Consider the following 22,420-nt stretch of genomic DNA (forward strand, 5'->3'; position numbering starts at 1 on the left):
GATCGTGGCCTCGGTTTTCCCCTTTGGTATCGGCGTGATATATCTGGCTCCTATTGTCTTGTTGTCCCTGCGCCCAAAGAAGCACTTTGCATTGCGTATCGGAATCTTCATTCTGGTTTCGATCATCGTGAAGATGTTCGGTTCGTCATCCATGTATATTCCGGGATTTATCGCCTTTGCTGCCGTGACATCACTCTTCGTTCTCGCGCTCGGGTATTTAGGTGTGAGTGAGGCATTTTGGTGGTACGTTACTGCGTACTGGCTTGCCATTAGCGGCGGGTTTTGGATTGCTGTTGCCAGCGGTAGTGTAATCGCTCGCTTCGATTCGCCGTCGCAGTGGTGGCTTATCATCCTGATTCAGATTACGATCATGTTTTTGCTCGCCGCCATTGCGGCCAAAGCGAACGGTCGAGTTCCAACCGACACTATGGTCAAACTGGCGATCTTCACCTTTGTTTGTTTGCTTCTTCCGTATGTGTATCTCGTTTCCGGTGTTCCGGCTGACCGCCTCTGATGGAATCATGTAGGTGTCGCGGCTTGCGGACTGATCTGTCTTGGAGGGTGTCAAATTCGGTGGCTGCCTGACCGGTTTTCTTCAAGGAGCAGATTCATGAATATCGAGACTTGAGTCAAGCTCCCTTAGCCCCAGCATCCCCGGGCGCGAAAGCCTGGGCCGCGTCGAGCGCCAACCTCGTCAATGTGGCCGCCGGCCGAGCGCAACGAAGCCTCTGCGTGATCGGAGGCCGAGAGGCCTGGATCAAGCAGAACAACTCTTGTCGGCTCGCCAACGCTCTTGCGCGGCGAGCTGGCGACAAGGCGCCCGAGGGGTCGATTCGTGCGCACATCATGCGGGACGAGTGGCCAGCAGAAGCCACCGATCCGCACACGGCTGCTCGTGATGCTGTGTGAACTGGCCGGTTTCTTGACCGCAAGGTGGCAATAGTGAGTTACGGCGACCTTCGACCATGACGTATCATCCTGATCGTATGGAACCGATTCAGATCGCCCTCATCGCGGCGGCTATTGACAGCCTCGATCGCTTTGACGGAGATCTGACTCATCTGGCCGAAATGCAGGCTCGAACAAAAGCCGCGCTGAACGCTCTTGACATTGGTCATCAGACGGACGATTTGCGAGCAGCGCGTCGTGAATGGGGTCAGAACGAGATCATTTACGCGCTTGCACTTGACCAGAAGAGTTCAACACTTCGAGTCGACGAGCGAGAAGGCATGTGGCAGGCCGTTCGGGCGCTTCGAGGATTTTTTGATGGGCTATTGCTGCATGAGGGTGTGTGACGTGACGCTTGAGAACTACTTGGCGACGGTGATCGGGGTGACGGCGGTCGCGTGTGGACCTTTCATCATTCGTCATCGTGTTCGGATCTTCCACGTCATTGTGGATGCCAACAGGGCCATGTACGGGTCATCCGGGAGGCTTCTGGCGCGGCGGTCGAGCCCGTGGTGGGTAGGGTTCTGTGGCGTGTGGTTGATGATCATCGGCGTCGGCGCGATTCTCGTCGGGATTTTCGGGCGAGAGTAGTCGATTGGGAGTCTTCTCTGTGGTGTGTGTCGTGGCAGGCGCGGTCGCGATGCTCGCAGGCATGTTGGCGCTGCTGTTCCGAGTTCGCGTGCTGCGTTTCGTGCGGGGACGATACGCGCGCGTCCATCGCGAGGATGGCTTGTCGGGGGACGAGTCCCTCGAACGGATGCCGCGGATGTGGATGCTGCTGGCCATCGCGAGCGGCTACCTTGCATTCGGCATCTTGTCCATCACTGTGGGCCTGATGAGCGCGGGTGCGATTGCACAGGGTGCTGACGCAATGGGCGATCAGGGGCAGGCGGCACTCGAGCTCGCCCTGAGCCCAGGGGGTGGCCGTGACCGCAGAGTTAGCGGCTTTGAAAAGAAGGCGAGCAACCTTGCTCGCGAGCCTTGGGGGGATCAATGATCACTGGACCGAGCGTTGGCGGCGTCGTCATGGACGACGCAGAGATCAAATGACATGTGGACGACATCACGCGATTCGTGCTCAGCCGCCCGGTCGCGCTGATGGTTCTCGTTCTCGGACCGCTCCTGTGGCTGTGGACCGGGCTGATGTTCTCGTCGGCCACCTGGCAGCCGCTGATCCTGGCTCTGGTCGGATCGATCCTGTTGATCGTCGTTTTCGTCGTGATCACGCGGAGGTCCGCTTCTCGCGTCGTGCGGGCGCAGTATCCGGGGGGCTCGCGCGTTGTGGCCGAGGTCGACGGCGACGTGCTGCGCACATGGACGGCGCTGAGCCGCGGCGAGACTTCCTTCGCGTTACTGGCCGGAGTGCTCATCGTGGGCGGCACTGTTGTTTTGAAGCGCAGAGGCGGCTCGTTCGTCGCGGTCCTTCCCGCGGCTGCGTTCTCCGCAACCGATCTCGGCGCGCTGCAGGCGGCCTTCGCTGGGTAGGTCAGCCCTGCTGCACGAAGAGGCATGGGCGTGCTCGGTCGATGATCTCCGTTGAGGATCCGAATTCCTCGTACGCCGCCCGTCTTGCGTCCTTCGAAACAAGGGCGGAGCGTCGTACTCGTCCTCCACAGCGCCTGCTCCGACCGGGCACCGCACCGGTTGCGTGGAGCGGTTTCTCGACCCGGCTGCCCGCGTCTAGCGTCGGCGTGTGAGCGAGCAGTCGGAGACGGAGGAGGCGGGGTCGACGGTCGTCGCGCGCGCGCCCCGGCGGCTCCGCCTGGGGCTCGGTGCGGCCGTGGTGGTCGGGCTCGTGGCGGTGTCGGTCACGGTGGGCATCGGCCTGCTCGGCCGGTCGACGGTGCCGGAGGAGGTCGTCGTGTCGCCGTCACCGCGCAACAACAGATCGGCAGTCGCGGCGGGCGCGGTCTACGCGCACGTGCTAGGCGAGGTCTCGAAACCTGGCCTGTACGTGCTCGACGACGGTGCGAGGGTCGCCGAGGCGCTGGCGGCGGCCGGAGGCACGTTGCCGACGGCCGACCTGGCCGCGGTGAACCTCGCCCGCACGGTCGCCGACGGCGAGCAGATCCTGGTGCCGGCGATCGGTGCGGCAGGTGCTGCACCGGGCGCGGCGGCGGGAGGATCCGGTGCGGCGGGCGGGGGAGCAGCGGGCGGACTCGTCGACCTCAACACCGCCGATGTCGCCGCCCTCGACCAATTGCCCCGGATCGGCCCTGCGCTCGCGCAGCGCATCATCGACTGGCGCACCGCCAACGGGCGCTTCACGAGCGTGGATGATCTCCTCGGCGTCAGCGGCATCGGCGAGAAGATGCTGGCGGGGATCCGCGACCTGGTGCGAGTATGACCGTGCCGGATCGGCGGGCTCCGCGGGCTCCGCAACGCCGGCTGCGCGACGTGCGCATGGTGCCGGTCGCCGTCACCGCGTGGGTGATCGCGCTCCTGGTGTCGTTCCTGCCCTGGACGGCCGGCCCGGTGATCGCTCTCTCGGCAACGGGGATCGGGATCCTGCTCATCGTGTGCCGCTTCCGGACCCGCACCGCGGTCGCCCGCACCGGGCCTCTTTCGATCGTCTGCCTGACCGTCGCTGCGGCGATCGCCGGCGCCGCGGCAGCCGCGACGCCGGCCCGAGAGCAGGCCGCCTCACTGGCAGGGCACGCGGTGACCGCCGAGGTGAGCGTGCGATCGCTCCCTTCGATCGGCGCGGATGGCCGGCTCTGGGCCGACGCAGACGCGTTCCGGCTCGGTCCGGGGGACCGACCCGCTCCGCTGCGGGTGCCGGTGCGGATCGGGATCCCGCCCGATGCCGGATCCGCCACCCTGGGACCGGGGACGGTGCTGCGATTCACGGCGCAGACGAAACGCACGGATCCGGGCGAGCGGGCGGCCCTCGTGCTGTTCTCGAACGGGGCGGCGGTGCAGCTGTCGCGTGGCGGCCCGGTCGAGCGGCTCGCCGGCGACGTGCGTGCGGCGTTCATCGAGCGCGCCGGACGTCTGCCCGAACCCGGGTCAGAGCTGCTTCCGGGACTCGCGGTCGGCGATGTGCGAGCCGTGAGCGACGAACTCGATGCCGCGATGAAGGCCAGCGGGCTCTCGCATCTGACCGCCGTGTCCGGCAGCAACCTCGCGCTCGTGGCCGCGGCGGCGTTCGGGATCGTGGCGCTGTGCGGCGGGGGCAGGGTGTTCCGCGTCGCGATCGCCGTGCTAGCCCTCGCCGGGTTCGTGGTGCTGGTCACGCCGCAGCCGAGTGTCATCAGGGCCGCGGCCATGGCCGGAGTAGCCCTGACCGCGCTGCTGCTCGGGCGCCCGCGGGCGGGCCTCTCGGTCCTGCTGCTCGCGGTGACAGTGGTGCTGCTCGTCGATCCGCATCTCGCGGCCGCTCCCGGGTTCGCGCTGTCGGCCGCGGCCACCGCCGGTCTCATCGTGCTCGCCCCGCCACTGGCGCGGGGGCTCGCGCGTCGGCTGCCGCGAGCGGTCGCCCTGGCGATCGCGGTCCCGCTGTCTGCGCAGCTCGCCTGCGGTCCGATCATCGCGTTGTTCGCGGCGCAGCAGTCCCTGGTCTCCGTGCTGGCCAACCTGCTGGCCGCGCCGGCGTCGCCGATCGCGACGGTGCTCGGGCTGCTCGCCTGCCTCGCGATGCCGATCCCGCCGCTGGCCGATCTGTTCGCAGCCGTGGCCTGGCTGCCCTCCGCGTGGATCGCGCAGACGGCGGTGACGACCGCAGCGCTGCCGATGGCCACGATCGAGGCGCCGGCCGGCGTGGGCACGGCGCTCGTGGTGGCGGTGCTCAGCGCAGGGGTCTTCTGGGTCGTCGCGCCGCATCGCCCGCTCCGCGCCCCCTGGCGCGCCGTCGTGGGTGGCGCCCTCGCGGTCGTGATCGGAGCGGGCACGGGCTGGAGCATCGTCGCCGGTCCGGTCGCGCTGCTGCAGCGCCCGGCGGACTGGGCGATCGCCCTGTGCGACGTCGGGCAGGGGGACGCCGTGCTGGTGCGCTCGGCCGGACGCACGATGCTCATCGACACCGGACCAGAGCCGGAACCGCTGCGGCGCTGCCTCGATGCGCTGGGGATCGCGCGGCTCGACCTGCTGGTGCTGACCCATTTCGACCGGGATCACGCCGGGGCCGCCGACGTGGTGGTCGGGCGCGTCGGCACCGTGCTGCACGGGCCGGTGGACACTCCAGCCCATCAGCGGTCACTCGAGCGGCTCGAAGCCGGGGGAGCGGACGTCGTCCAGTCGGCGGCGGGCGTGGCGGGGCGCCTGGGAGATGCGGACTGGCGCGTGCTGTGGCCTCGCCGCGGCGAGAAGGTGTTCCCTCCCGGGAACGAGACGGGCGTGATCCTGCAGATCGAGGGCGGAGGCGTTCCGCGGAGCCTGTTCCTGGCCGATCTCTCGGCCACGGCGCAGGGCGCGCTGCGACGGCTCGCACGCCCGCACGATGAGAGCGTCGTCAAGGTCGCCCACCACGGCAGCGCCGATCAGGATCCGCAGCTCTACGAGGACCTGGGTCCCGCGCTGGCCCTGATCTCCGTCGGCGAGGGGAACGACTACGGGCACCCGCGCGCCTCAACGCTGGAGATGCTGCAGGCACTGCGTGCGCCCGTCCTGCGCACGGATCGGCGCGGCATGATCCTGGTGTCGCAGGGGGAGGAGGGGTTGCGCGTCTGGACCGAACGCGCCGCCCCGGCGGATGGCCGCACCGAGCGTCCGCCATGATCGGCCACCGATGGCCCGGTGCGGCATGTGCGCGGCGGTCGCGCGAAAGCTAGCCTGTATCCGGGGTCGCGACGAAAGGTCTTGATGGAAGGCACGAACTTCACCTATGTCATCAAGCAGCTCGAGCTCGCGCTCCGTCCTTATTTCGAGGAGGTCTGCGCTCAGGCCGGCATGACGATCGCGCAGTTCACGGCGCTCACGGTGCTGGAACGGCGCCCCGGCATCACGAGCTCCGAACTCGCGCGGCGCTCCTTCGTGCGTGCGCAGACGATGGCCCAGACCATGGATCCGCTCCTGGACGCCGGCCTGGTGCGACGGGAGCGCGACCCGGAGCACGCCCGACGGCTGCTGCTCTTCCTCACCGATGAGGGCGTGGCGGCCGTGGCCCGCACCGCCCCGCGCCTGGCCGAGCTGGAGCGGCTCCTGACGAGGGGCTTCGCGGAGGAGGAGACCGCGGCCTTGGCGGACTACCTCCGGCGCGCGCGCCGCACCCTCGAATCGCACACGCTGGCCGAGTTCCGGAAGGGTGCCACGGACCTCGTGCCCTGAGCGGGGCGTGACTCCGCAGGGCGTGACTCCACGGGGCCGCGATCCCCGCGGCCCCGTGATGCCGTCCCCGTCGCCGACTCTCAGGCGCCGGTCGTGCGCCAGCCGCCCTGGTACTCGGTGCGGGCTGTTGCGGCATAGGGCACGGGGCTGACCACGGCGCGCACCGCGAACTGTTCGTGCGGCTCGACCGTGGTCTTGTGCGAGCCGCCGTCCGGCTCGCCCCAGACGACCCGCACCTCGGCGCCGATCGGCACATCGTGGTCGACGGTCGCGAGGGAGAGGCCGCGCCGCTCGTTCGCGGTGACGCCCGTGAACAGGGAGAGCCCGACGGTCTCGCCGTCGGCGTCGATCACCGTGTCGTAGTTCGAGGATCCGTAGTTCGCGTTCGGGAGGTCGAAGAACTGGTAGCCGGGACCGTTCCGGTCGATCGCACTCGCGAGGATCTTGCCGAGGTCCTCGTCGTTCCAGGCGAGCGTCACCTTCTTGCGCTGATGTGCAGGATCGATCTTCTCGAGCGCGTCGCGCCCGATGAAGTCGTGATCGAACTTCACGAACGAGCCGTATCCGAGCTCCCACGGGTTGAGGTAGTAGTCCTCGATGTCCCCGGACACGAACGACCCCGCCACGGCGTTGATGGCCTCGTAGCTGGTTGCGGGCAGCCACTCCCGGTAGGCGCGCTCCGCATCGCCCGTGTAGATGGCCGGCAGCGGAGACGGGATCCATCCCGACTCCAGGGTGTTCGACGAATACGCACGCGATCCGCAGGGCTCGATGCCGAACTCGCGGCCGGCCTCGAGGATCGCGTCGCGGATCTTCCCGTGCTGCGCATACGGGCCCCAGAGCTCCAGGCCGGGCGCTCCCGCCATGCCGTGCCGGAGCGTGCGCACCTGCTCGCCGGCGATCGTCATGTGCCCCATCCGGAAGAACCGCACCGGCTCGACAGGCCCGCCCGCGAGTTTCTCGATGATCGCCCACGCGTTCGGGCCCTGGATCTGGAAGCGGTAGTACTCGCGGTGCACAGCCTGACCGTAGGGGCGCGACGGCGATCGGTCGTCGTAGCGGAACTCGACGTCGTAGCCGCCGGTCTCCGCATGGAACTGGAGCCAGTTGGCGCCCGGGGCGCGGCCGACGTACACGTAGTCCTGCTCGGCCTCGTGGAACAGGATGCCGTCGCCGATCACGCCTCCGTGGGACGCGGTGGGGACGAACTGCTTCGCCGTGTCGACCGGGAAGTTCGCGAACGAGTTGATGCCGGTCTCCGAGAGCAGGCGCAGAGCGTCGGGGCCGGAGACGAAGAAGTTCACCATGTGGTGCGTCTGGTCGTACAGGACAGCGGTCTCCCGCCACGCCTTCTGCTCGCGGCGCCAGTTCGTGAACTCGGCCGGCACGACCGGATAGATGTACGTGCCGAGGGGCGAGTCGCGCAGCATCCGGACCGCATCGCCCTTCTCGTCGAGCAGTTCCTGCAGGGTGCTGGCCATGGTGTCTCCCTCGACATCGATCCGGCTGATCGTCGCCGTCGTCGGCTCGATCTGAGGCCCGATGGTACGGACAATCAATCCCTCTGTCCATAGGTAAAGCGAAGAGGGAAATAATTGGCGACAAGATTGTCGACAATCCTTGACCACGAGGGAGACGCTGTGCTTGTGTGGGGCCCGGCGCGGCGACGAGCGGCGCCGGCCGGCCGGATCCGGCGCGAACCCGAGGAGTCCCATGTCGCAGCGCACGCCCTGTCTGGTGGTGGTCAGTGCGCACGCGGGCGACTTCGTGTGGCGGGCCGGAGGCGCGATCGCGGCAGCGGCGCTCCGCGGAGAGCGCGCGGTCGTGATCTGCCTGTCCTACGGGGAGCGCGGGGAATCCGCGAGTCAGTGGCTCGCCGGCAAGGGGCTCGACGAGATCAAGGCGATCCGGCGGGCGGAGGCGACGGAGGCGGCGAACGCGCTCGGCGCCGAGATCGAGTTCCTCGACCTCGGCGACTACCCGCTGCGGGAGTCGCCGGAGGCGGTGGCGGCGCTGGTCGGCGCGTTCCGGCGCCTGCAGCCGACGGTGCTGCTGACCCACTCTCTCGCAGACCCGTACAACGGCGACCATCCGGCAGCGGCGCGGATGGCGCTGGAGGCGAGAGTTCTCGCGCAGGCGATCGGGGTCGCGAACGCGGATGGCGGCTATCCGGGACCGGACGACGTCATCGGCGCCCCGCCGGTCTTCTTCTTCGAGCCGCACCAGAGCGAGCAGTCCGGCTTCACGCCCGGCGTGCTGCTGGACATCACCACCGCGTTCCCGCGCAAGCGTGCAGCGATGGAGTGCCTCCCCGCTCAGCAGCACATGTGGTCCTACTACACCGATCTCGCCGTCCGACGCGGTGTTCAGCTGAAGCGCAACGCGGGACCCAATCTCGGCCTCGCCCACGACACGATGGCCGAGGCGTACATGCGCTACTACCCCCAGGTCACGGACGTGCTGGCATGAGCCCCGTCGTCGTCACGGACATCGCCCGCGCTGAGCGCGCACTCGTCGACGCGCTCGCCGCGTTCGGGTCGGCCACGGTGCACGAGGCGCTCGGCCGGATCGGCTGCGCGGGCGCGCGGATCCGGCCGATCCAGGAGGGCGTCGTGGTCTCCGGCAGTGCGATCACGGTGCTCCCTGCCGCGGGGGACAACCTCATGGTGCACGTCGCGATCGAGCAGGCGCAGGAGGGCGACATCATCGTCGTGGCGCCGGTGTCGGAGTCACTGCACGGCTTCATCGGGGAGCTCATGGCGACCCAGATGCAGGCTCGAGGGGTAGGCGGCTACGTGACGTCCGCCGGGGTGCGCGACGTCGCGGAGCTGCGGGCCATGCGGTTCCCGGTGTGGACCGCGCACATCACCGCGCAGGGCACCGTGAAGGAGACGGCGGGATCGGTGAACGTGCCGATCTCGCTCGACGGCGTCGTGGTCGAGCCTGGCGACATCGTGGTCGCCGACGACGACGGCGTGACGATCGTGCCCCGCGCGCGGGCGGCCGAGGCGCTGGACGCGGCACGGCGGCGGGCGGAGCGCGAGGCCGCGGCGCGCGAGCGCTACCGGGCCGGTGAGATCTCGATGGACGTCGGGGGCCTGAGGGCAGTGCTCGACCGGCTCGGCGTCGAGCACGTCGCCCAGCGGAGCGGCGATGCGCGCTGACGCCGCCGCCGGCGGCACATCTCCCGGCGGCATCCGCTGCATGCTCATGCGCGGCGGGACATCGAAGGGGGCGTTCTTCCTCGCCGCGGACGTGCCGGCCGATCCCGTGGAGCGCAACGAGCTGATGCTCCGGCTTCTGGGCAGCCCGGATCCGCGGCAGATCGACGGGCTCGGGGGCGGGCACGTGCTGACCTCCAAAGCGGCGATCGTGTCCGTCTCCGAGGATCCGGGCGCGGATCTCGACTACCTCTTCCTGCAGGTCGGCGTCGAGCGCCCCACGGTGGGCGATGCGCAGACCTGCGGCAACCTCCTCGCCGCTGTGGGGCCCTTCGCGGTCGAGCGCGGAATCCTGCCGGCCGGCGGAGAAGCGACCACGGCGCGCATCCGGCTGCGCAACACCGGCGGGATCGCGACGGCCTCGTTCGCGACGCCGGCCGGGATGCCGGACTACGACGGCGGCACGGAGATCGACGGCGTGCCGGGCTCTGCGGGACCGATCGAGCTCCGGCTCGGCGGCGGCGAAGCCTCCGTGCTCCCGACCGGTCTGGTGACGCAGACGGTCGCCGGACACCGCGTGACGCTGGTCGACAACGGCATGCCCGTCGTGCTCATGGACGCCGCGTCGCTCGGGGCGTCGGGGGACGAGGATCCGGGCAGGCTCGAGGCCGATGCGCGATTGTGCGCCGTCGTCGAGGAGGTCCGCCGGGCCGCCGGTCCGCTGTTCGGCCTGGGCGATGTGACGGAGCAGACCGTACCCAAGGTCGTGCTGCTCTCGCCGCCGCGGCAGGGCGGGACGATCTCCACGAGGGCGTTCATCCCGTTCCGCGTGCACGAGTCGATCGGCGTCCTGATGGCGGCCTCTGTCGCTGCGGGTATCCGGATCCCCGGCGCGGTCGGACACGATCTGGCCCTCCTGCCGGCGGGACCTGAGCACGACATCGAGCACCCCGCCGGTGTGCTCCGCACCCGTGTCGACGTCACGCGCGGCGAGGACGGCGCCTGGCGGGCGTCGTCCCGTTCGACGCGCACCGCGCGCAAGATCTTCGACGGCATCGTCTTCCCGCGTCCGCGGCGCTGACGCCGGACCCCACACGACCAGAGCAAGGACGGATCCCATGGCAACCACCGACAACTTCGACCTCGCCCATCTCGGCGCGGTCGAGCTGCACACCCCGAAGTTCGAGGAGAGTCTGCACTTCTTCCGGGACATCTGCGCGATGCGCGAGGTCGCCCGCGTCGGCGACTCCGCGTACCTGCGCTGCTGGGACGAGTACCAGCGGTACACGCTCAAGCTCACCGCTTCCGACACCAACGGGGTCGGGCGCACGCTCTTCCGCACGACGAGCCAGGAGGCGCTCGAGCGCAGGGTCGCCGCGATCGAGGCGACCGGCCTCGGCCACGGCTGGCGCGAAGCCGAGGTCGGCGTCGGACCGTCCTACGAGTTCGAGGATCCGGACGGGCACCTCATGGCGCTGCACTATGAGACCGAGCTCTACGTGCCGGACGACGAGGACCGACCCGCGCTGAAGAACCAGGCCTCCGCCTATCCGGGGCGAGGCATCAACGCCCGTCGCATGGACCACATCAACTACCTCGCGAGCGACGTGACCGCCGCGGGGGAGTTCTGGGCCGACGTCATGCGCGCGAGGGAGTCCGAGCGGGTGCGCCAGGACGATGGACGTTTCGCGGCACGGTGGTTCCGGTTCCATCAGAAGTCCTACGACGTCGTCTACTCCGCGGACTGGACGGGCAGCCGCGGCCGCTTCCATCACTTCGCGTTCGCGCCGGACTCCAGGGAGGACATCCTGAAGGCCGCCGACATCTGCCTCGAGAACGGGATCCACATCGAGTACGGACCCTACAAGCACGCGATCAACCAGACGTTCTTCCTCTACGTCTGGGAGCCGGGCGGCAACCGCATCGAGTTCGCGAACGCGCAGGCCCGGCTCCTCCTGGACCCGGACTGGCCTGTCGTCGAGTGGAGCCAGGCCGAGCGCGCGAAGGGGCAGGCCTGGGGCATGAAGACCGTCGCCACCTTCCACACGCACGGCACGCCGTACGTGGAGAACCAGGAGGAGATCGACCGCGAGGCGCTGGCCGGATCCCGCTGAGGCCCGTCGCCCGCGCTAGTCGCCGAGGCTGTCGACGAGGTCGAGGCCGCGGCGGGCCCAGGCGATCTCGAGCCGCGCCCGCTCGACCAGTCCCTCGTACGCGAACCTCTTGTACGCGATCGTGCGTTCGCGCTCGCTGTCCGGAGTGACGTTCAGCCGGCGCGTCAGCATCGGATTGCTGAGGTTCTCGATGTGGGTGAGCTCGCCCTCCCACTGTTCGAGCTCGCCCTCCCACTGCGCGATGTGGCGGCGCAGGAAGTCGCGCGCCGCCTCCGGCGTGGTGTTCTCCAGGTAGGCGGCGCGCAGGTGCGCGGGGTCGCGGACGCGCTGGTAGTCCAGAGGTGTCTGCATCCAGGCGAGGTAGTCGGCGTCGCCGGCCGGCGTCACGGTGTACATGCGCCGTGTGCCGCGCTGGCCGCGGGCCTGCTCCTCGCCCTCGATGAGCCCCGCAGCCTCCATCTTGCGCAGCTCCGGGTAGATCTGCGAGTCGGGGGCGTGCCAGACGTGCCCCACCGACTGCGAGAACTGCTTCTGCAGGTCGTATCCCGACAGCGGCCCGACGCGCAGGATCGCCAGGATTGCGTAGCGCAGACTCATGCGGTTCCTCCCGCGTCGAGCCTACTGCCGGGATGACGGGATTCAGCTCGCGTAGCCGGTGCGCCACCCGCCCTGGTAGGTCTGCCGGGCGACCGAGGAGTACGGCGTCGGGCTGACGACCGCGCGGACCGCGAGCTGCTCGTGCGGCTCGACCGTCGCCTTCGCGGTGTTCGGACCCTCGCCCCACAGCACGCGGAGTTCTGCGCCCTCCGGAACGTCGGGCGCCACGGTCGCGAGCGAGAGCGCACGGCGCTCGTTCGCGCTGTAGCCGGTGAACATCGAGAACCCGACGATGTTGCCGTCGGCATCGACGACCGCGTCGTAGTTCGCCGAGCCGTAGTTCGCGAGCGGCAGATCGAAGAACTTGTAGCTGGGGCCGTCCACGTCGAACAGCGAGCCGAAGATCTTCGTCATGTCCTCGGCGTCCCAGGCCAGGGTGACCTTGCGGCGCTGCGTCGCGGGATCGATCTTCTCGAGCGCGTCGCGGCCGATGAAGTCGTGGTCGAACTTCACGAAGGATCCGTAGCCGAGCTCCCACGGCGTGAGGTAGTAGTCCGCGATGTCTCCCGACACGAACGAGCCGGCGAGGGTGCCGGTGGCCTCGTAGCTGTCTGCGCCGAGCCACTCGCGGTAGCCGCGCTCGGCCTCGCCGGTGTAGATGGCGGGGAGGGGCGAGGGGATCCAGCCCGACTCCAGCGTGTTGGACGGATACGCGCGGGATCCGACCGGCAGCAGCCCGAACTCGGCGCCGGCGGTGACGATCGCGTCGCGGACGCGGTCGTGATCCTCGTACGGGCCCCAGACCTCGAGGCCGGGTGCGCCGGCCATGCCGTGGCGCAGGGTGCGCACCTGCGCGCCCTCGATCGCCATCGTGGACATGCTGAAGAACCGCAGCTCCTCGAGCGGGCCGCCGTTGAGCTTCTCGATGACCTGCCAGGCCTTGGGGCCCTGGATCTGGAAACGGTAATAGCGGCGGGAAACGGGGTGCCCGTACGGGCGGGACGGCGATCGCCGGTCGACGGTCACCTCGAGGTTCCCGTATCCGCCGGTCTCGCCGTGGTACATCAGCCAGTTCGAAGCCGGCGCCCGGCCGACGTAGACGTACTCGTCCTCGGCCTCGCGGAACAGGATGCCATCGCCGATGACGTGGCCCGCCGCCGTGGTCGGCACGTACTGCTTCGCACGGTCGACGGGGAAGTTCGCGACCGAGTTGATCGCGGTGTCGCTGATCAGGCGGATCGCGTCCGAGCCCTTCAGGAACACGTTGTCCATGTGGTGGGACTGGTCGTACAGCACCGCGCTGTCGCGCCACGCCCGCTGCTCCTTGATCCAGCTGCTGAAGTCGGCGGGCACGACCGGGTAGATGTACGACCCGATCTGAGAGTTGCGCAGGAGTTCGACGGGGTTGGTCTCGTCGATCAGCTGCTGAAGATTGTCGGCCATGGAAGCCCTCTCTTGTTCTTTCGTGGTGGTCGGGGGTCAGGGGCGGTCGGTGAAGACGACGGTCTGATTGCCGTTCCGGATCACCCGGTCCTCGGCGTGCCACTGCACCGCGCGGGAGAGCACGGCGCGCTCGACGTACGCGCCACGGGCCTGCAGGCCGGCCGCGCTCATCGAGTGGTCGACGCGGGCGACGTCCTGCTCGATGATCGGGCCCTCGTCCAGGACCTTGGTGACGTAGTGGCTGGTCGCGCCGATGAGCTTCACGCCGCGCTCCTTGGCCTTGCGATAAGGGGCCGCGCCGATGAAGGCCGGCAAGAAGGAGTGATGGATGTTGATGACCGGCACGTCGACCTCGTCCAGGAAGTCCTCGGAGATGATCTGCATGTACCGCGCCAGCACGAGGAAGTCGACATTCCCCTTCACGAGCTCCAGGATCCTGGCCTCTGCGTCGGACTTGTCCGGCCCCTGCGAGGGCACGTGGAAGAACGGGATGCCGAAGGCGCGGACGTCCTCTGCGACGTTCGTGTGATTGCTGATCACCATCGGGATCGTGACGGGCAGCTCGCCGCGCCGGTGGCGCCAGAGGAGCTCGAGCAGGCAATGGTCGCTCGTCGAGGCGAGCACGGCCATCCGCTTCGGGACGGACCGGTCGGTGAGCCGCCACGACAGGCCGAGCGGTCCGAGCGTGGCGGCGACGTCGGCCTCGAGCTCGGGGATCGCCGCGGAGAGGTCGGCGCGGTGGAAGACCACGCGCTGGAAGAAGCCCCCGCCCTGCGGGTCGTCGGTGTACTGATCGAGCGAGACGATGTTGCCCCGGTTGCGGGTGATGAGGGCGCTGACGGCCGAGACGATCCCTGGCTGATCCGGGCCGTGCACGATCAGGCAGGCGTCATCGCGCAGTCGCTCGACGTGGATGGTCATCCTGGCCCCCTCAGCGGCGGGCGGCGACGAAGTCGCGCGCCCATGCCGACGTGGCGAGGAGGCCGCCGAACGTGTAGAAGTGCAGCTTGACGGCGCCGGTCTCGGTGTCGGCCGCGAGCAGCGCGGACAGGTCGGAGACGAAGGCATCCGGCCCCGCCGTCCCCATCAGGTTCGTGAGGGAGAAGCCGTACTTCTTCACGATCATCGCGTTCGCGCCGATGCCGAACCGACGGGCGAACCCGAGAAGCCGCTTGACGCCCGCGGGCCCCGGCGTGCCCACCCGGATCTCGGAGGCGATCCCGCGTGCGCGGACCTGGTCGATCCAGGCCAGGACCGGATCCGTGTCGAAGGCGAACTGGCTGAGGATCACGGCGTCCAGCCCCTGCTCCGCGAGGACCGCCGACTTGTTCTCGAGATGGCGCCACAGCTCGTCGTCGGCGATGTCGGGGTGCCCTTCGGGATAACCGGCGATCGACACCTCGCGGACGCCGTAGTCGAGCAGCAGACCCGTGTAGATGACGTCGAAGGCCGAGGCGTACGGCCCGTCCGGCGTGGCGGGGTCCCCGCCGACGACGAAGACGTGGTCCGTGGCGCCGACCTCCTGCAGCCGGCCGAGGAGCTCCTCGAGCTGCGCGCGCGACCGCAGTCGACGGGCCGAGATGTGCGGGACCGGCACGAAGCCCAGATCCCGGACCGCTTTGGCGGCGGCCACGCGCATGTCGAGATCCTCGTTGCCGAGGAACGTGACGTTGATCTTGGTCCCCGCGGGGATCGTGTCGCGCGCCTCCTGGAGACCGGGGACGTCTTTCCCGGTCATCTCGAGGGAGAAGTCGTCGACGAGTGCGCGCGCCGCGATCGGGTTCGCGACGGGTGTGGTGCGTGACACGGATCGGCATCCTTTCGGCGGGTCCGCGCGCGGCAGTGCGAGCGGATCGGTCAGGCCCTGTTCGGCGTTGAACGGGCCTGCCGTCAGAATACCTATGTCAATAGGTAATGACAAGAGGTAAATTCAAGGCGTGGCGAACCACTGCTTCGAGTCGTCCCCCTCAGCGCACCCTGGGGGCTCCGCTGGCGGGGACGACGCAAAGCCCACTTCGAGTCGTCCCTGTCAGCGCACCCTATGGGCTCCGCTGAGGGGGACGACTCGGAAGTGGGGGCGCCGGGGGGCGCCAAGGGGCGCCGGGGGGCGAAGGGGTGGTGGCGGGGGAGAGTCTGGGGTCAGTCGGCGGTGCGGATCAGGGCCAGCATGCGCAGGAGCGCGGTGTTGAACTGGGCGATCTCGGCCTCGGTCATCCCGGCCAGGATGACCTCCTGACCGCGCATCGAGATGGGGCGCATCTCATGGTGCAGCTGGGCTCCGGACGGGGTCAGGTGCATCGGGCGCGAGCCCCGCGGGCCGTCGAAGAGCGCGATGAGCCGACGATCCGCGAGGGTGTTGACGCTCTTCGAGACGATGGCCTTGTTGACGCCGAGGAACTCCGACACCTCGCTCGCCGAGGATCCGGGCCGTGTCGCGAGTGCGGACAGCACGCGCCACTCGTTCGTGCCGAGACCGAACTCGCGGCGCAACTCCTGCGACTCGCGCCACACGAGGGCGTTGGAGAGCAGGGCGAGCAGACGCGGGGTGAACGACTCCGGGTCGACCACGTCGTACAACGGGTCGCGCACGACCTCCGGCGACGGTGCGACCCCGGGGCGGGTGTCATCCTGTGCGGGCATGCTGTTCCTCCTGCGTGCGGGAGCTCGCAGAGCCCCCTCGTTGATGAGTGTTCCAGACGACCGGGTCCCCGGCGTGAGCGCACGCCAGGGACCCGGCAATCCCTAGTGCGCCATGGCGGCGAGCGCTTCCGCGTCGATCGTGGCGATCGCGCGGGTGTCCTGGAAGGATCTGACGCCCTCGATGCCCTGTTCGCGCCCGATGCCGGACTGCTTCATGCCGCCGAAGGGCGCGCGCAGATCGAGCCGGGTCGCGCCGTGGTCGTTGATCCAGACGTAACCGCAGACCAGCTGGGATCCGACCCGCGCACCGGAAGAGGGCGATGCGGTCCAGACCGAACCGCAGAGCCCGCCCCAGGTGTCGTTGGCCCCGCGCACGGCCTCGTCCTCGTCGTCGAACGGGATGATCGGGATCACGGGGCCGAACTGCTCCTGGGTGACCACGCGCAGTGCGGGATCGGGGTCGACGACCAGCGCGGGGCGCAGGAAGTTCCCGCCCTCGAGCTCTCCGCCGGGGAGTTGCCCGTACTCGCGGACGTCGGCGCCGGCGTCCTTGGCCTCCTGAATGAGCTCCGCGACGAACGAGCGCTGAGCGGGGGAGTGCAGCGGACCCATCGTGGTGCCCTCGTCGAGCCCGTAGCCGATCACGGCGCGGTCCAGGCGAGCGGCCAGTCCATCGACGAGTTCGTCCAGGCGGGAGCGGTGCACGAAGACGCGCTTGGCGTTCATGCAGATCTGTCCCGTGGTGTCGAAGATCGCCGCGTAGAGCCGGTCGAGATGCGCGTCGTCGAGGATCGCGTCCTCGAGGAAGACCGCCGCGTCGTTGCCGCCGAGTTCGAGCGTGACCCGGGTGAGGCTCTGCGAGGCCATCTGCATGATCCGCTTCCCTCCGTTCACGCTGCCCGTGAAGCAGACCTTCGCGACGTCAGGGTTCTGGATCAGGCCCGCCATGTTCTCGTCCCGGCCGCTGATCACGTTGAGCACCCCTGGCGGAAGCTTCTCCGCGACGCGCTGCACCAGCCGTGCGATCGCCAGCGGCGTGGTCGGCGGGACCTTCACGATCGCCGTGTTGCCGGCGAGCAGCGCGTGCGGCAGGGAGGCGCCCAGGATCGCGATCGGCCAGTTGAACGGGACGATCACGGTCACCACCCCGAGCGGCTGGTAGGCGACGTCGGTGGACACCGGGATCGCGCCGGGAACGACCGGCAGGGTGTGCGAGGCGTCCACCTCGTCCGCGAGCATGAGCGCGAGGTTCCAACGGATCTCGAACACGAGGGCGTCCACCCAGGCTTCGAACCGGATCTTCCCGTTCTCCTGCGACAGGATCGCGGCGTCTTCGTCGCGATCGTCCGCGATGCCGCTGATCGCCACGGCCATCCGCGCCGCCCGCTCCGGCGCCGACAGCCTGGCCCAATCCGGGAAGGCGGCGTTCGCCGCCGCGACCGCGTCCGCGACGTCGGCGGCCGATGCCGACGCCGCCTCGCCCACGATCGCGTCCGGCTTCCCCGGATCCGCGACCCGGAGCACCTCCTCCGTGAAGCGCTCCTCACCGCCGATGAACAAGCCTGTCCGCACGCCCACTCCTGCAGCGTCGATCGTTCTCGTATCCGTCATGGCGACTGCCCACCTCTCTGTGTCCGTCGTTTCGAGACGTCGGTCCGGGCATCCCGCAGCAGGGTGCCGGCGGGTCTCCACCCGGGCCGTTTCCGAGTTTAGAACCATTCTGGTTTACATGTAAACGAAATGATGCTACGTTCATCGCCACGGCCCGGCTCGTCACCGTCGACGGGCGCCGGATGTCATCGATGAGGAGGACATGTGATGAGCGATCGTGCGCTGCCCCGACGCGGCGAGCACAGCGTCGAGGAGCTGGAGGATCTGGCTTTCGAACTGCGGTCGAAGCTCCTGCAGCTCTGCGGCACCTACGAGGGGGCCGTGCACATCGGCGGCGATCTCTCCGCGGCCGACATCTTCACGGCGCTGTTCGGCTACGGCCTGCGGGTCGACCCTGCGGACATCGCCCACCCCGGCCGGGATCGGTTCGTGCTGAGCAAGGGTCACGCGGCGGTCTGCATGTACATCGCGATGGCGATCCGCGGGTTCTTCTCGTACGAGGGCATCGTCGAGACCTACGGCCAGCTCGACAGCGCCTACGGGATGCACCCGTGCAAGGTGCAGCTGCCCGGTGTGGAGTGCTCGACGGGATCGCTCGGTCACGGCCTGCCCCTCGCGGTCGGAATGGCGCTGGGCGCCAGGCACCGCGACGAGGACCACCGCATCGTCTGCCTGCTCGGCGACGGGGAGACCGGCGAGGGCTCGGTGTGGGAGGCCGCGATGGCGGCCAGGAGCAATCGGCTCGGCAACCTCGTCGCGTTCGTGGACCGCAACCGCCAGCTGATGACGAGCTTCGCCGAGGAGCGAGTGCTGTTCGAGCCGTATCCGGACAAGTGGCGGGCCTTCGGATGGAACGTTCTCGAGATCGACGGCCACGACATGGGCGAGCTGGTGCGCGCGATCGACGCGTTGCCGGACGCCGGCAGCGATCGGCCGACGGTCGTGATCTGCGAGACGGTGAAAGGGAAGGGCGTCGACTTCATGGAGCACAATCTCGCCTGGCACGCCGGCTCGCTCGGCGCCGTCGACCTGGAGCGGGCGATGGCCGCGCTCTCGGCCTCTCGCACGGCGGCGGTGGCCTGATGCCCGTCACGTTCACGTTCGGGGAGATGCTCTCCGCGCGCTCGGTCATCGGAACGACCCTCGCCGAGCTCGGCGAGGAGCATGCGAACCTCTGGGTCATCACCCCCGACATCGGGGCCACCCTGGTGGAGTTCCGCGATCGGTTCCCCGATCGGTTCCTCGATGTGGGCCTCGCCGAGCAGGTGAGCGTCGGCATCGCGGCGGGACTCGCGTACGACGGGAACATCCCCGTCGTGTCCGGCATGCTGCCGTTCCTGAGCATGCGGGCGCTCGAGCAGGTGCGCACCGACGTCTGCTATCCGAACCTGCCCGTCAAGATCATCGGCACGCACGGCGGCCTGGTCGGCAACGGCGGATCCACGCACTACGCGGTGGAGGACCTCGCGCTGATGTGCGCCCTCACCAACATGACCGTCACCTCGATCGGTGACCCGCTGATGGTCGGCGAGATCCTCCGGCAGTCGATGACGATGGACGGCCCGATCTACATCCGTCTCGCGGTGGGCAAGAAGGACATGGTCCTCTACGAGCCCGGCGAGCACGAGGTGCGGATCGGGAAGGGCATCGTCGCCAGCGACGGCGCTGATGCGACGATCTTCACGCACGGCACCACGGTGGCGCAGGCGCTGCAGGCGGCGGACGCGCTCGCGGAGGAGGGCCGCTCGGTCCGGGTCGTGGACATGTTCACGCTCAAGCCGATCGACGAGGAGCTCATCGTCCGCTGCGCGGAGGAGACCGGCGGTCGCTTCGTCGTGCTCGAGGACCACCTCGCCTATGGCGGGCTCGCGAGCCGCATCGCCGACGTCGTCGCCGATCGCGGCCTCGGCCTCGCCGCGTTCGAGCGGCTCGGCATCCCGCAGGTCTACGCCGGGTTCGGCGAGGACGAGCAGCTGCGCGACAAGCACGGTTACGGGCTCACAGCAACGGTCGACGCCCTGCGCCGCGTCCTCGGCGCTTCCTGAGCCACGGCACCCGAGACCGACGGAGAGACGAATGAAGACGGTGGCCGTGACGAGGATCGGGAGCCTGCGGGATCCCGATGAGACGACCCGCGGACGGGTCGGGGTGGTGGACTTCCCGGAGCAGCCGCTGGGACCGGAGGACGTGCGGATCCGCGTCGCGTACGCGGCGATCTGCGGCTCGGATCCGCATCTCGCCGAGGGGTTCTTCGGCACCGACGTGCCGATCGGGCTGGGGCACGAGATCTCCGGGGTCGTCGAGGCGCTGGGGGAGCGGGCGCACCGCAGCGGACTGAAGGTCGGCGACAGGGTCGCCGGGAACTTCCTCCGGTTCTGCGGCACGTGCCGCCCGTGTCAGGACGGCCGGCAGCAGTTCTGCGAGAACATCCAGGACTACAACCGGCCGGGGATGGCGGAGACGATCACCTGGCACGCGTCCCAGGTGTACCGCCTCCCCGAGGACGTCACGCTCCGGAAGGGGAGCCTCCTGGAGCCGACGTCGGTCGCCGTGCGCATCGCGGACAAGACCAGGATCAGGGTCGGCGATCGCGTGCTGATCTGCGGCGGAGGCCCGATCGGGCAGCTGGTGCTCCAGGTCATGAAGAGGAACGGGGCGACCTCGCTCACCATGGTCGAGCCGATCGCGGCCCGCCGGGAGATGGCCCTCCGCCATGGGGCTGAGCACGTGATCGATCCTGTCGCGGAGGATCAGGACGCGCGTGCCGCCCTGATCACAGGCGGGCGCGGGTACGACGTCGTGATCGACGCGTCGGGGGCGCCGCGCGCGGCGCAGGGACTGCTCGATCTCGCGGCGAAGGGCGGCGTCGTCGTCTACGGGGCCATGTACCCCGAGACCTTCGAGATGCCCCTGGGGCTGTCCTCGTACCTCTACCTCAAGGAGCTCACGCTCACCGGCGTCTTCGTCTCGCCCTATGCGTTCCCGCGGGCGCTGCAGATCCTGCCGCACCTCGACGTCGATGAGCTCACCGCGGCGGTGTTCCCGCTCGACGAGGTCGACGAGGCGTTCGCCGCGCACGTCGCCGGTGTGCATCCCAAGGTCCTCATCCGCTGCAACGACCTCGAGGATGTGTCGTCATGACGGATCTGCCCGTCGCCGCGCTCGAGGCCGTGGACATCGTGAAGCGCTTCGATGGAGTGCACGCCCTGGAAGGGGCGCGGCTCTCGGTGCGGTCCGGCGAGATCCACGCGCTCCTGGGTGAGAACGGCGCCGGCAAGTCGACGCTCATCAAGGTGCTGACCGGCATCCACGCCCCCGACGCGGGGGAGATCCGCCGCGAGGGAGAGGCCGTCGAGTTCGCCAGCGTCCGCGCGGCCGGCCGCGCCGGAGTCGTCGCGCTGTACCAGGAGCTGTCGACGATCCCGACGATCGACGTCGCCGAGAACATCCTGCTCGGGGAGCACACGCCGAGCCGCGGAGGTCTCGTGCGCTGGGCGACCATGCGCCGCCGCGCCAAGGAGCTGCTCGACCGGCTGAACCAGCCGATCCCGGTCGGGAGGCTCGGGGCCGACCTCACCCCGGTCCAGCAGACGATGGTCTCGGTGGCCAGGGCACTGGCCGCGGAGGCGCGGGTGCTGATCCTCGACGAGCCGACGGCGTCCTTGACCGACACCGAGATCCGGGACCTGTTCCGGGTGCTCCGCTCGCTCCGCGAGGAGGGCGTCGCGATCGTCTACGTGTCGCACCGGCTCGAGGAGGTCTTCGAGCTGTGCGACCGGCTCACGGTCATGCGCAATGGGAAGACCGTCATGACGAAGGAGGTCGCCGACTCGTCGATCGACGAGGTGATCTCGACCATGGTCGGGCGGGAGGCCGGAGCGCTCTTCCCGCCGCGCGGCACCGCGACCGCGACCGTCGCGCTGCGGGTCGAGGGGCTGCACGGCCGGCGCGTGCAGGACGTCTCGTTCGCAGTGCACGAGGGAGAGGTGCTCGGCATCGGCGGGCTCGCGGGGTCGGGGCGCAGCGAGCTGCTGCGGCTGCTCGCCGGGGCCCAGCCGCACCGCGGGGGCCGCATCACGATCGGCGAGGCCGGCTCCGCGACCACGCCGCGCGTCGGCCGCATGCTGGAGGCGGGCGTCGCGCTCGTACCGGAGGAGCGCCGCAGCCAGGGCGTGATCCTCGCCGCCTCGATCCAGGACAACATCGCTCTCGCGAACATCCGCGCCGTGAGCGTCGCGGGGATCGTGCAGGGCGGTCGCATCGCCGAGATCGCGAACCGCGGCATCGCGGACCTGAGGATCAAGGCCCGCGGACCCCGTCAGACCGTGGGGGAGCTGTCGGGCGGCAACCAGCAGAAGGTCGTGCTCGCCAAGATGCTCGCGCGCCGGCCGAGGGTGCTGCTCATGGACGAGCCGACACGGGGGATCGACGTCGGCACGAAGGCCGAGATCTACCGGCTGATCCGCGAGCTGGCGGCCACGGGGACCGCGGTCATCGCGGTGAGCTCCGAGCTTCCGGAGCTCATCGGGATGAGCGACCGGATCCTCATCATGCACGAGGGCTCGCTCGCGGGGGACGTCCCCGCCGAGGGGGCCGACGACGAACTGCTCCTGTCCTATGCCTACGGAAGGGCCGACTGAC

The 22,420-nt window shown here is 69.2% G+C and carries 23 protein-coding genes; 16 read left to right on the forward strand and 7 right to left on the reverse strand.

Annotated elements, in window-relative coordinates:
• Positions 1–4 precede the first annotated feature (4 nt).
• The 8 genes from RS86_RS12585 to RS86_RS12615 all read left to right on the forward strand — a co-directional run bounded on the left by RS86_RS12585 (position 5) and on the right by RS86_RS12615 (position 6,213).
• Positions 5–514 carry a hypothetical protein gene (locus tag RS86_RS12585; protein WP_045272592.1) on the forward strand — a complete coding sequence of 170 codons (510 nt, stop codon included), beginning with the start codon at positions 5–7 and terminating at the stop codon, positions 512–514.
• A 472-nt stretch (positions 515–986) separates the two neighbouring features.
• Entirely contained in the window at positions 987–1,295 is a 309-nt protein-coding gene (locus RS86_RS20420; RefSeq protein WP_152642158.1) for a hypothetical protein, read from the forward strand.
• 1 nt (position 1,296) lies between these two features.
• Complete coding sequence (locus RS86_RS12590) at positions 1,297–1,539, forward strand: hypothetical protein (protein ID WP_152642159.1); 243 nt, start codon at positions 1,297–1,299, stop codon at positions 1,537–1,539.
• 31 nt (positions 1,540–1,570) lie between these two features.
• Entirely contained in the window at positions 1,571–1,945 is a 375-nt protein-coding gene (locus RS86_RS12595; protein ID WP_152642160.1) for a hypothetical protein, read from the forward strand.
• A 56-nt stretch (positions 1,946–2,001) separates the two neighbouring features.
• Positions 2,002–2,433, forward strand: coding sequence for a hypothetical protein (locus RS86_RS12600; RefSeq protein ID WP_045272595.1), 432 nt, complete (start codon positions 2,002–2,004; stop codon positions 2,431–2,433).
• 208 nt (positions 2,434–2,641) lie between these two features.
• On the forward strand, positions 2,642–3,295 hold the full coding sequence (locus RS86_RS12605) for a ComEA family DNA-binding protein (RefSeq protein ID WP_045272596.1): 654 nt from the start codon (positions 2,642–2,644) through the stop codon (positions 3,293–3,295).
• On the forward strand, positions 3,292–5,664 hold the full coding sequence (locus RS86_RS12610) for a ComEC/Rec2 family competence protein (protein ID WP_045272597.1): 2,373 nt from the start codon (positions 3,292–3,294) through the stop codon (positions 5,662–5,664). The genes RS86_RS12605 and RS86_RS12610 overlap by 4 nt, the downstream gene beginning before the upstream one ends.
• An 84-nt stretch (positions 5,665–5,748) precedes the next feature.
• On the forward strand, positions 5,749–6,213 hold the full coding sequence (locus RS86_RS12615; protein ID WP_045272598.1) for a MarR family winged helix-turn-helix transcriptional regulator: 465 nt from the start codon (positions 5,749–5,751) through the stop codon (positions 6,211–6,213).
• Between the two features lie 80 nt (positions 6,214–6,293).
• Here the strand turns inward: RS86_RS12615 and ligM (RS86_RS12620) are convergent, their stop codons facing one another.
• Positions 6,294–7,694 (reverse strand): vanillate/3-O-methylgallate O-demethylase, encoded by a 1,401-nt coding sequence (gene ligM, locus RS86_RS12620; RefSeq protein WP_045272658.1) that lies wholly within the window; start codon positions 7,692–7,694, stop codon positions 6,294–6,296.
• 232 nt (positions 7,695–7,926) lie between these two features.
• Between ligM (RS86_RS12620) and RS86_RS12625 the strand changes: the two genes are divergently transcribed.
• From RS86_RS12625 to RS86_RS12640, 4 genes are read left to right on the forward strand one after another with little or no spacing between them, the layout of a single operon-like run.
• Positions 7,927–8,682 (forward strand): PIG-L deacetylase family protein, encoded by a 756-nt coding sequence (locus RS86_RS12625; RefSeq protein ID WP_045272599.1) that lies wholly within the window; start codon positions 7,927–7,929, stop codon positions 8,680–8,682.
• Entirely contained in the window at positions 8,679–9,377 is a 699-nt protein-coding gene (locus RS86_RS12630; protein WP_045272600.1) for a 4-carboxy-4-hydroxy-2-oxoadipate aldolase/oxaloacetate decarboxylase, read from the forward strand. The genes RS86_RS12625 and RS86_RS12630 overlap by 4 nt, the downstream gene beginning before the upstream one ends.
• A complete protein-coding gene (locus RS86_RS12635; RefSeq protein WP_045272601.1) occupies positions 9,367–10,455 on the forward strand; it encodes a PrpF domain-containing protein in 1,089 nt (362 codons plus the stop codon). The genes RS86_RS12630 and RS86_RS12635 overlap by 11 nt, the downstream gene beginning before the upstream one ends.
• A 37-nt stretch (positions 10,456–10,492) precedes the next feature.
• Positions 10,493–11,488: a VOC family protein gene (locus RS86_RS12640; protein ID WP_045272602.1), complete on the forward strand. Its 996-nt coding sequence runs from the start codon at positions 10,493–10,495 to the stop codon at positions 11,486–11,488.
• 15 nt (positions 11,489–11,503) lie between these two features.
• On the opposite strand, the gene RS86_RS12645 is transcribed toward RS86_RS12640, so the two are convergent.
• The 6 genes from RS86_RS12645 to RS86_RS12670 all read right to left on the reverse strand — a co-directional run bounded on the left by RS86_RS12645 (position 11,504) and on the right by RS86_RS12670 (position 17,779).
• Positions 11,504–12,085, reverse strand: coding sequence for a PadR family transcriptional regulator (locus RS86_RS12645; protein ID WP_045272603.1), 582 nt, complete (start codon positions 12,083–12,085; stop codon positions 11,504–11,506).
• A gap of 42 nt (positions 12,086–12,127) precedes the next feature.
• Entirely contained in the window at positions 12,128–13,528 is a 1,401-nt protein-coding gene (ligM, locus tag RS86_RS12650) for a vanillate/3-O-methylgallate O-demethylase (protein WP_045272604.1), read from the reverse strand.
• A gap of 36 nt (positions 13,529–13,564) precedes the next feature.
• Positions 13,565–14,449 (reverse strand): formyltetrahydrofolate deformylase, encoded by an 885-nt coding sequence (purU, locus tag RS86_RS12655; protein ID WP_045272605.1) that lies wholly within the window; start codon positions 14,447–14,449, stop codon positions 13,565–13,567.
• 10 nt (positions 14,450–14,459) lie between these two features.
• Entirely contained in the window at positions 14,460–15,266 is an 807-nt protein-coding gene (locus RS86_RS12660) for a methylenetetrahydrofolate reductase (RefSeq protein WP_152642165.1), read from the reverse strand.
• Positions 15,267–15,667: 401 nt separating this feature from the next.
• On the reverse strand, positions 15,668–16,168 hold the full coding sequence (locus RS86_RS12665) for a MarR family winged helix-turn-helix transcriptional regulator (protein WP_045272607.1): 501 nt from the start codon (positions 16,166–16,168) through the stop codon (positions 15,668–15,670).
• A 102-nt stretch (positions 16,169–16,270) separates the two neighbouring features.
• Entirely contained in the window at positions 16,271–17,779 is a 1,509-nt protein-coding gene (locus tag RS86_RS12670; RefSeq protein WP_045272608.1) for an aldehyde dehydrogenase family protein, read from the reverse strand.
• Between the two features lie 207 nt (positions 17,780–17,986).
• On the opposite strand from RS86_RS12670, the gene RS86_RS12675 reads away from it, so the two are divergent.
• Genes RS86_RS12675 through RS86_RS12690 form a run of 4 tightly spaced genes read left to right on the forward strand, consistent with a single transcriptional unit; the run spans position 17,987 to position 22,419 of the window.
• Complete coding sequence (locus RS86_RS12675; protein ID WP_045272609.1) at positions 17,987–18,862, forward strand: transketolase; 876 nt, start codon at positions 17,987–17,989, stop codon at positions 18,860–18,862.
• Positions 18,862–19,824 carry a transketolase family protein gene (locus RS86_RS12680; protein ID WP_052680237.1) on the forward strand — a complete coding sequence of 321 codons (963 nt, stop codon included), beginning with the start codon at positions 18,862–18,864 and terminating at the stop codon, positions 19,822–19,824. Before RS86_RS12675 ends, RS86_RS12680 begins: the two co-directional genes overlap by 1 nt.
• A 31-nt stretch (positions 19,825–19,855) precedes the next feature.
• Complete coding sequence (locus RS86_RS12685) at positions 19,856–20,920, forward strand: alcohol dehydrogenase catalytic domain-containing protein (RefSeq protein WP_045272610.1); 1,065 nt, start codon at positions 19,856–19,858, stop codon at positions 20,918–20,920.
• Positions 20,917–22,419 carry a sugar ABC transporter ATP-binding protein gene (locus RS86_RS12690; RefSeq protein WP_045272611.1) on the forward strand — a complete coding sequence of 501 codons (1,503 nt, stop codon included), beginning with the start codon at positions 20,917–20,919 and terminating at the stop codon, positions 22,417–22,419. The genes RS86_RS12685 and RS86_RS12690 overlap by 4 nt, the downstream gene beginning before the upstream one ends.
• The last annotated feature ends 1 nt before the right edge of the window (position 22,420 follow it).

Origin of the sequence: Microbacterium azadirachtae, assembly GCF_000956505.1 — a bacterium.
Classification (GTDB): domain Bacteria; phylum Actinomycetota; class Actinomycetes; order Actinomycetales; family Microbacteriaceae; genus Microbacterium; species Microbacterium azadirachtae_A.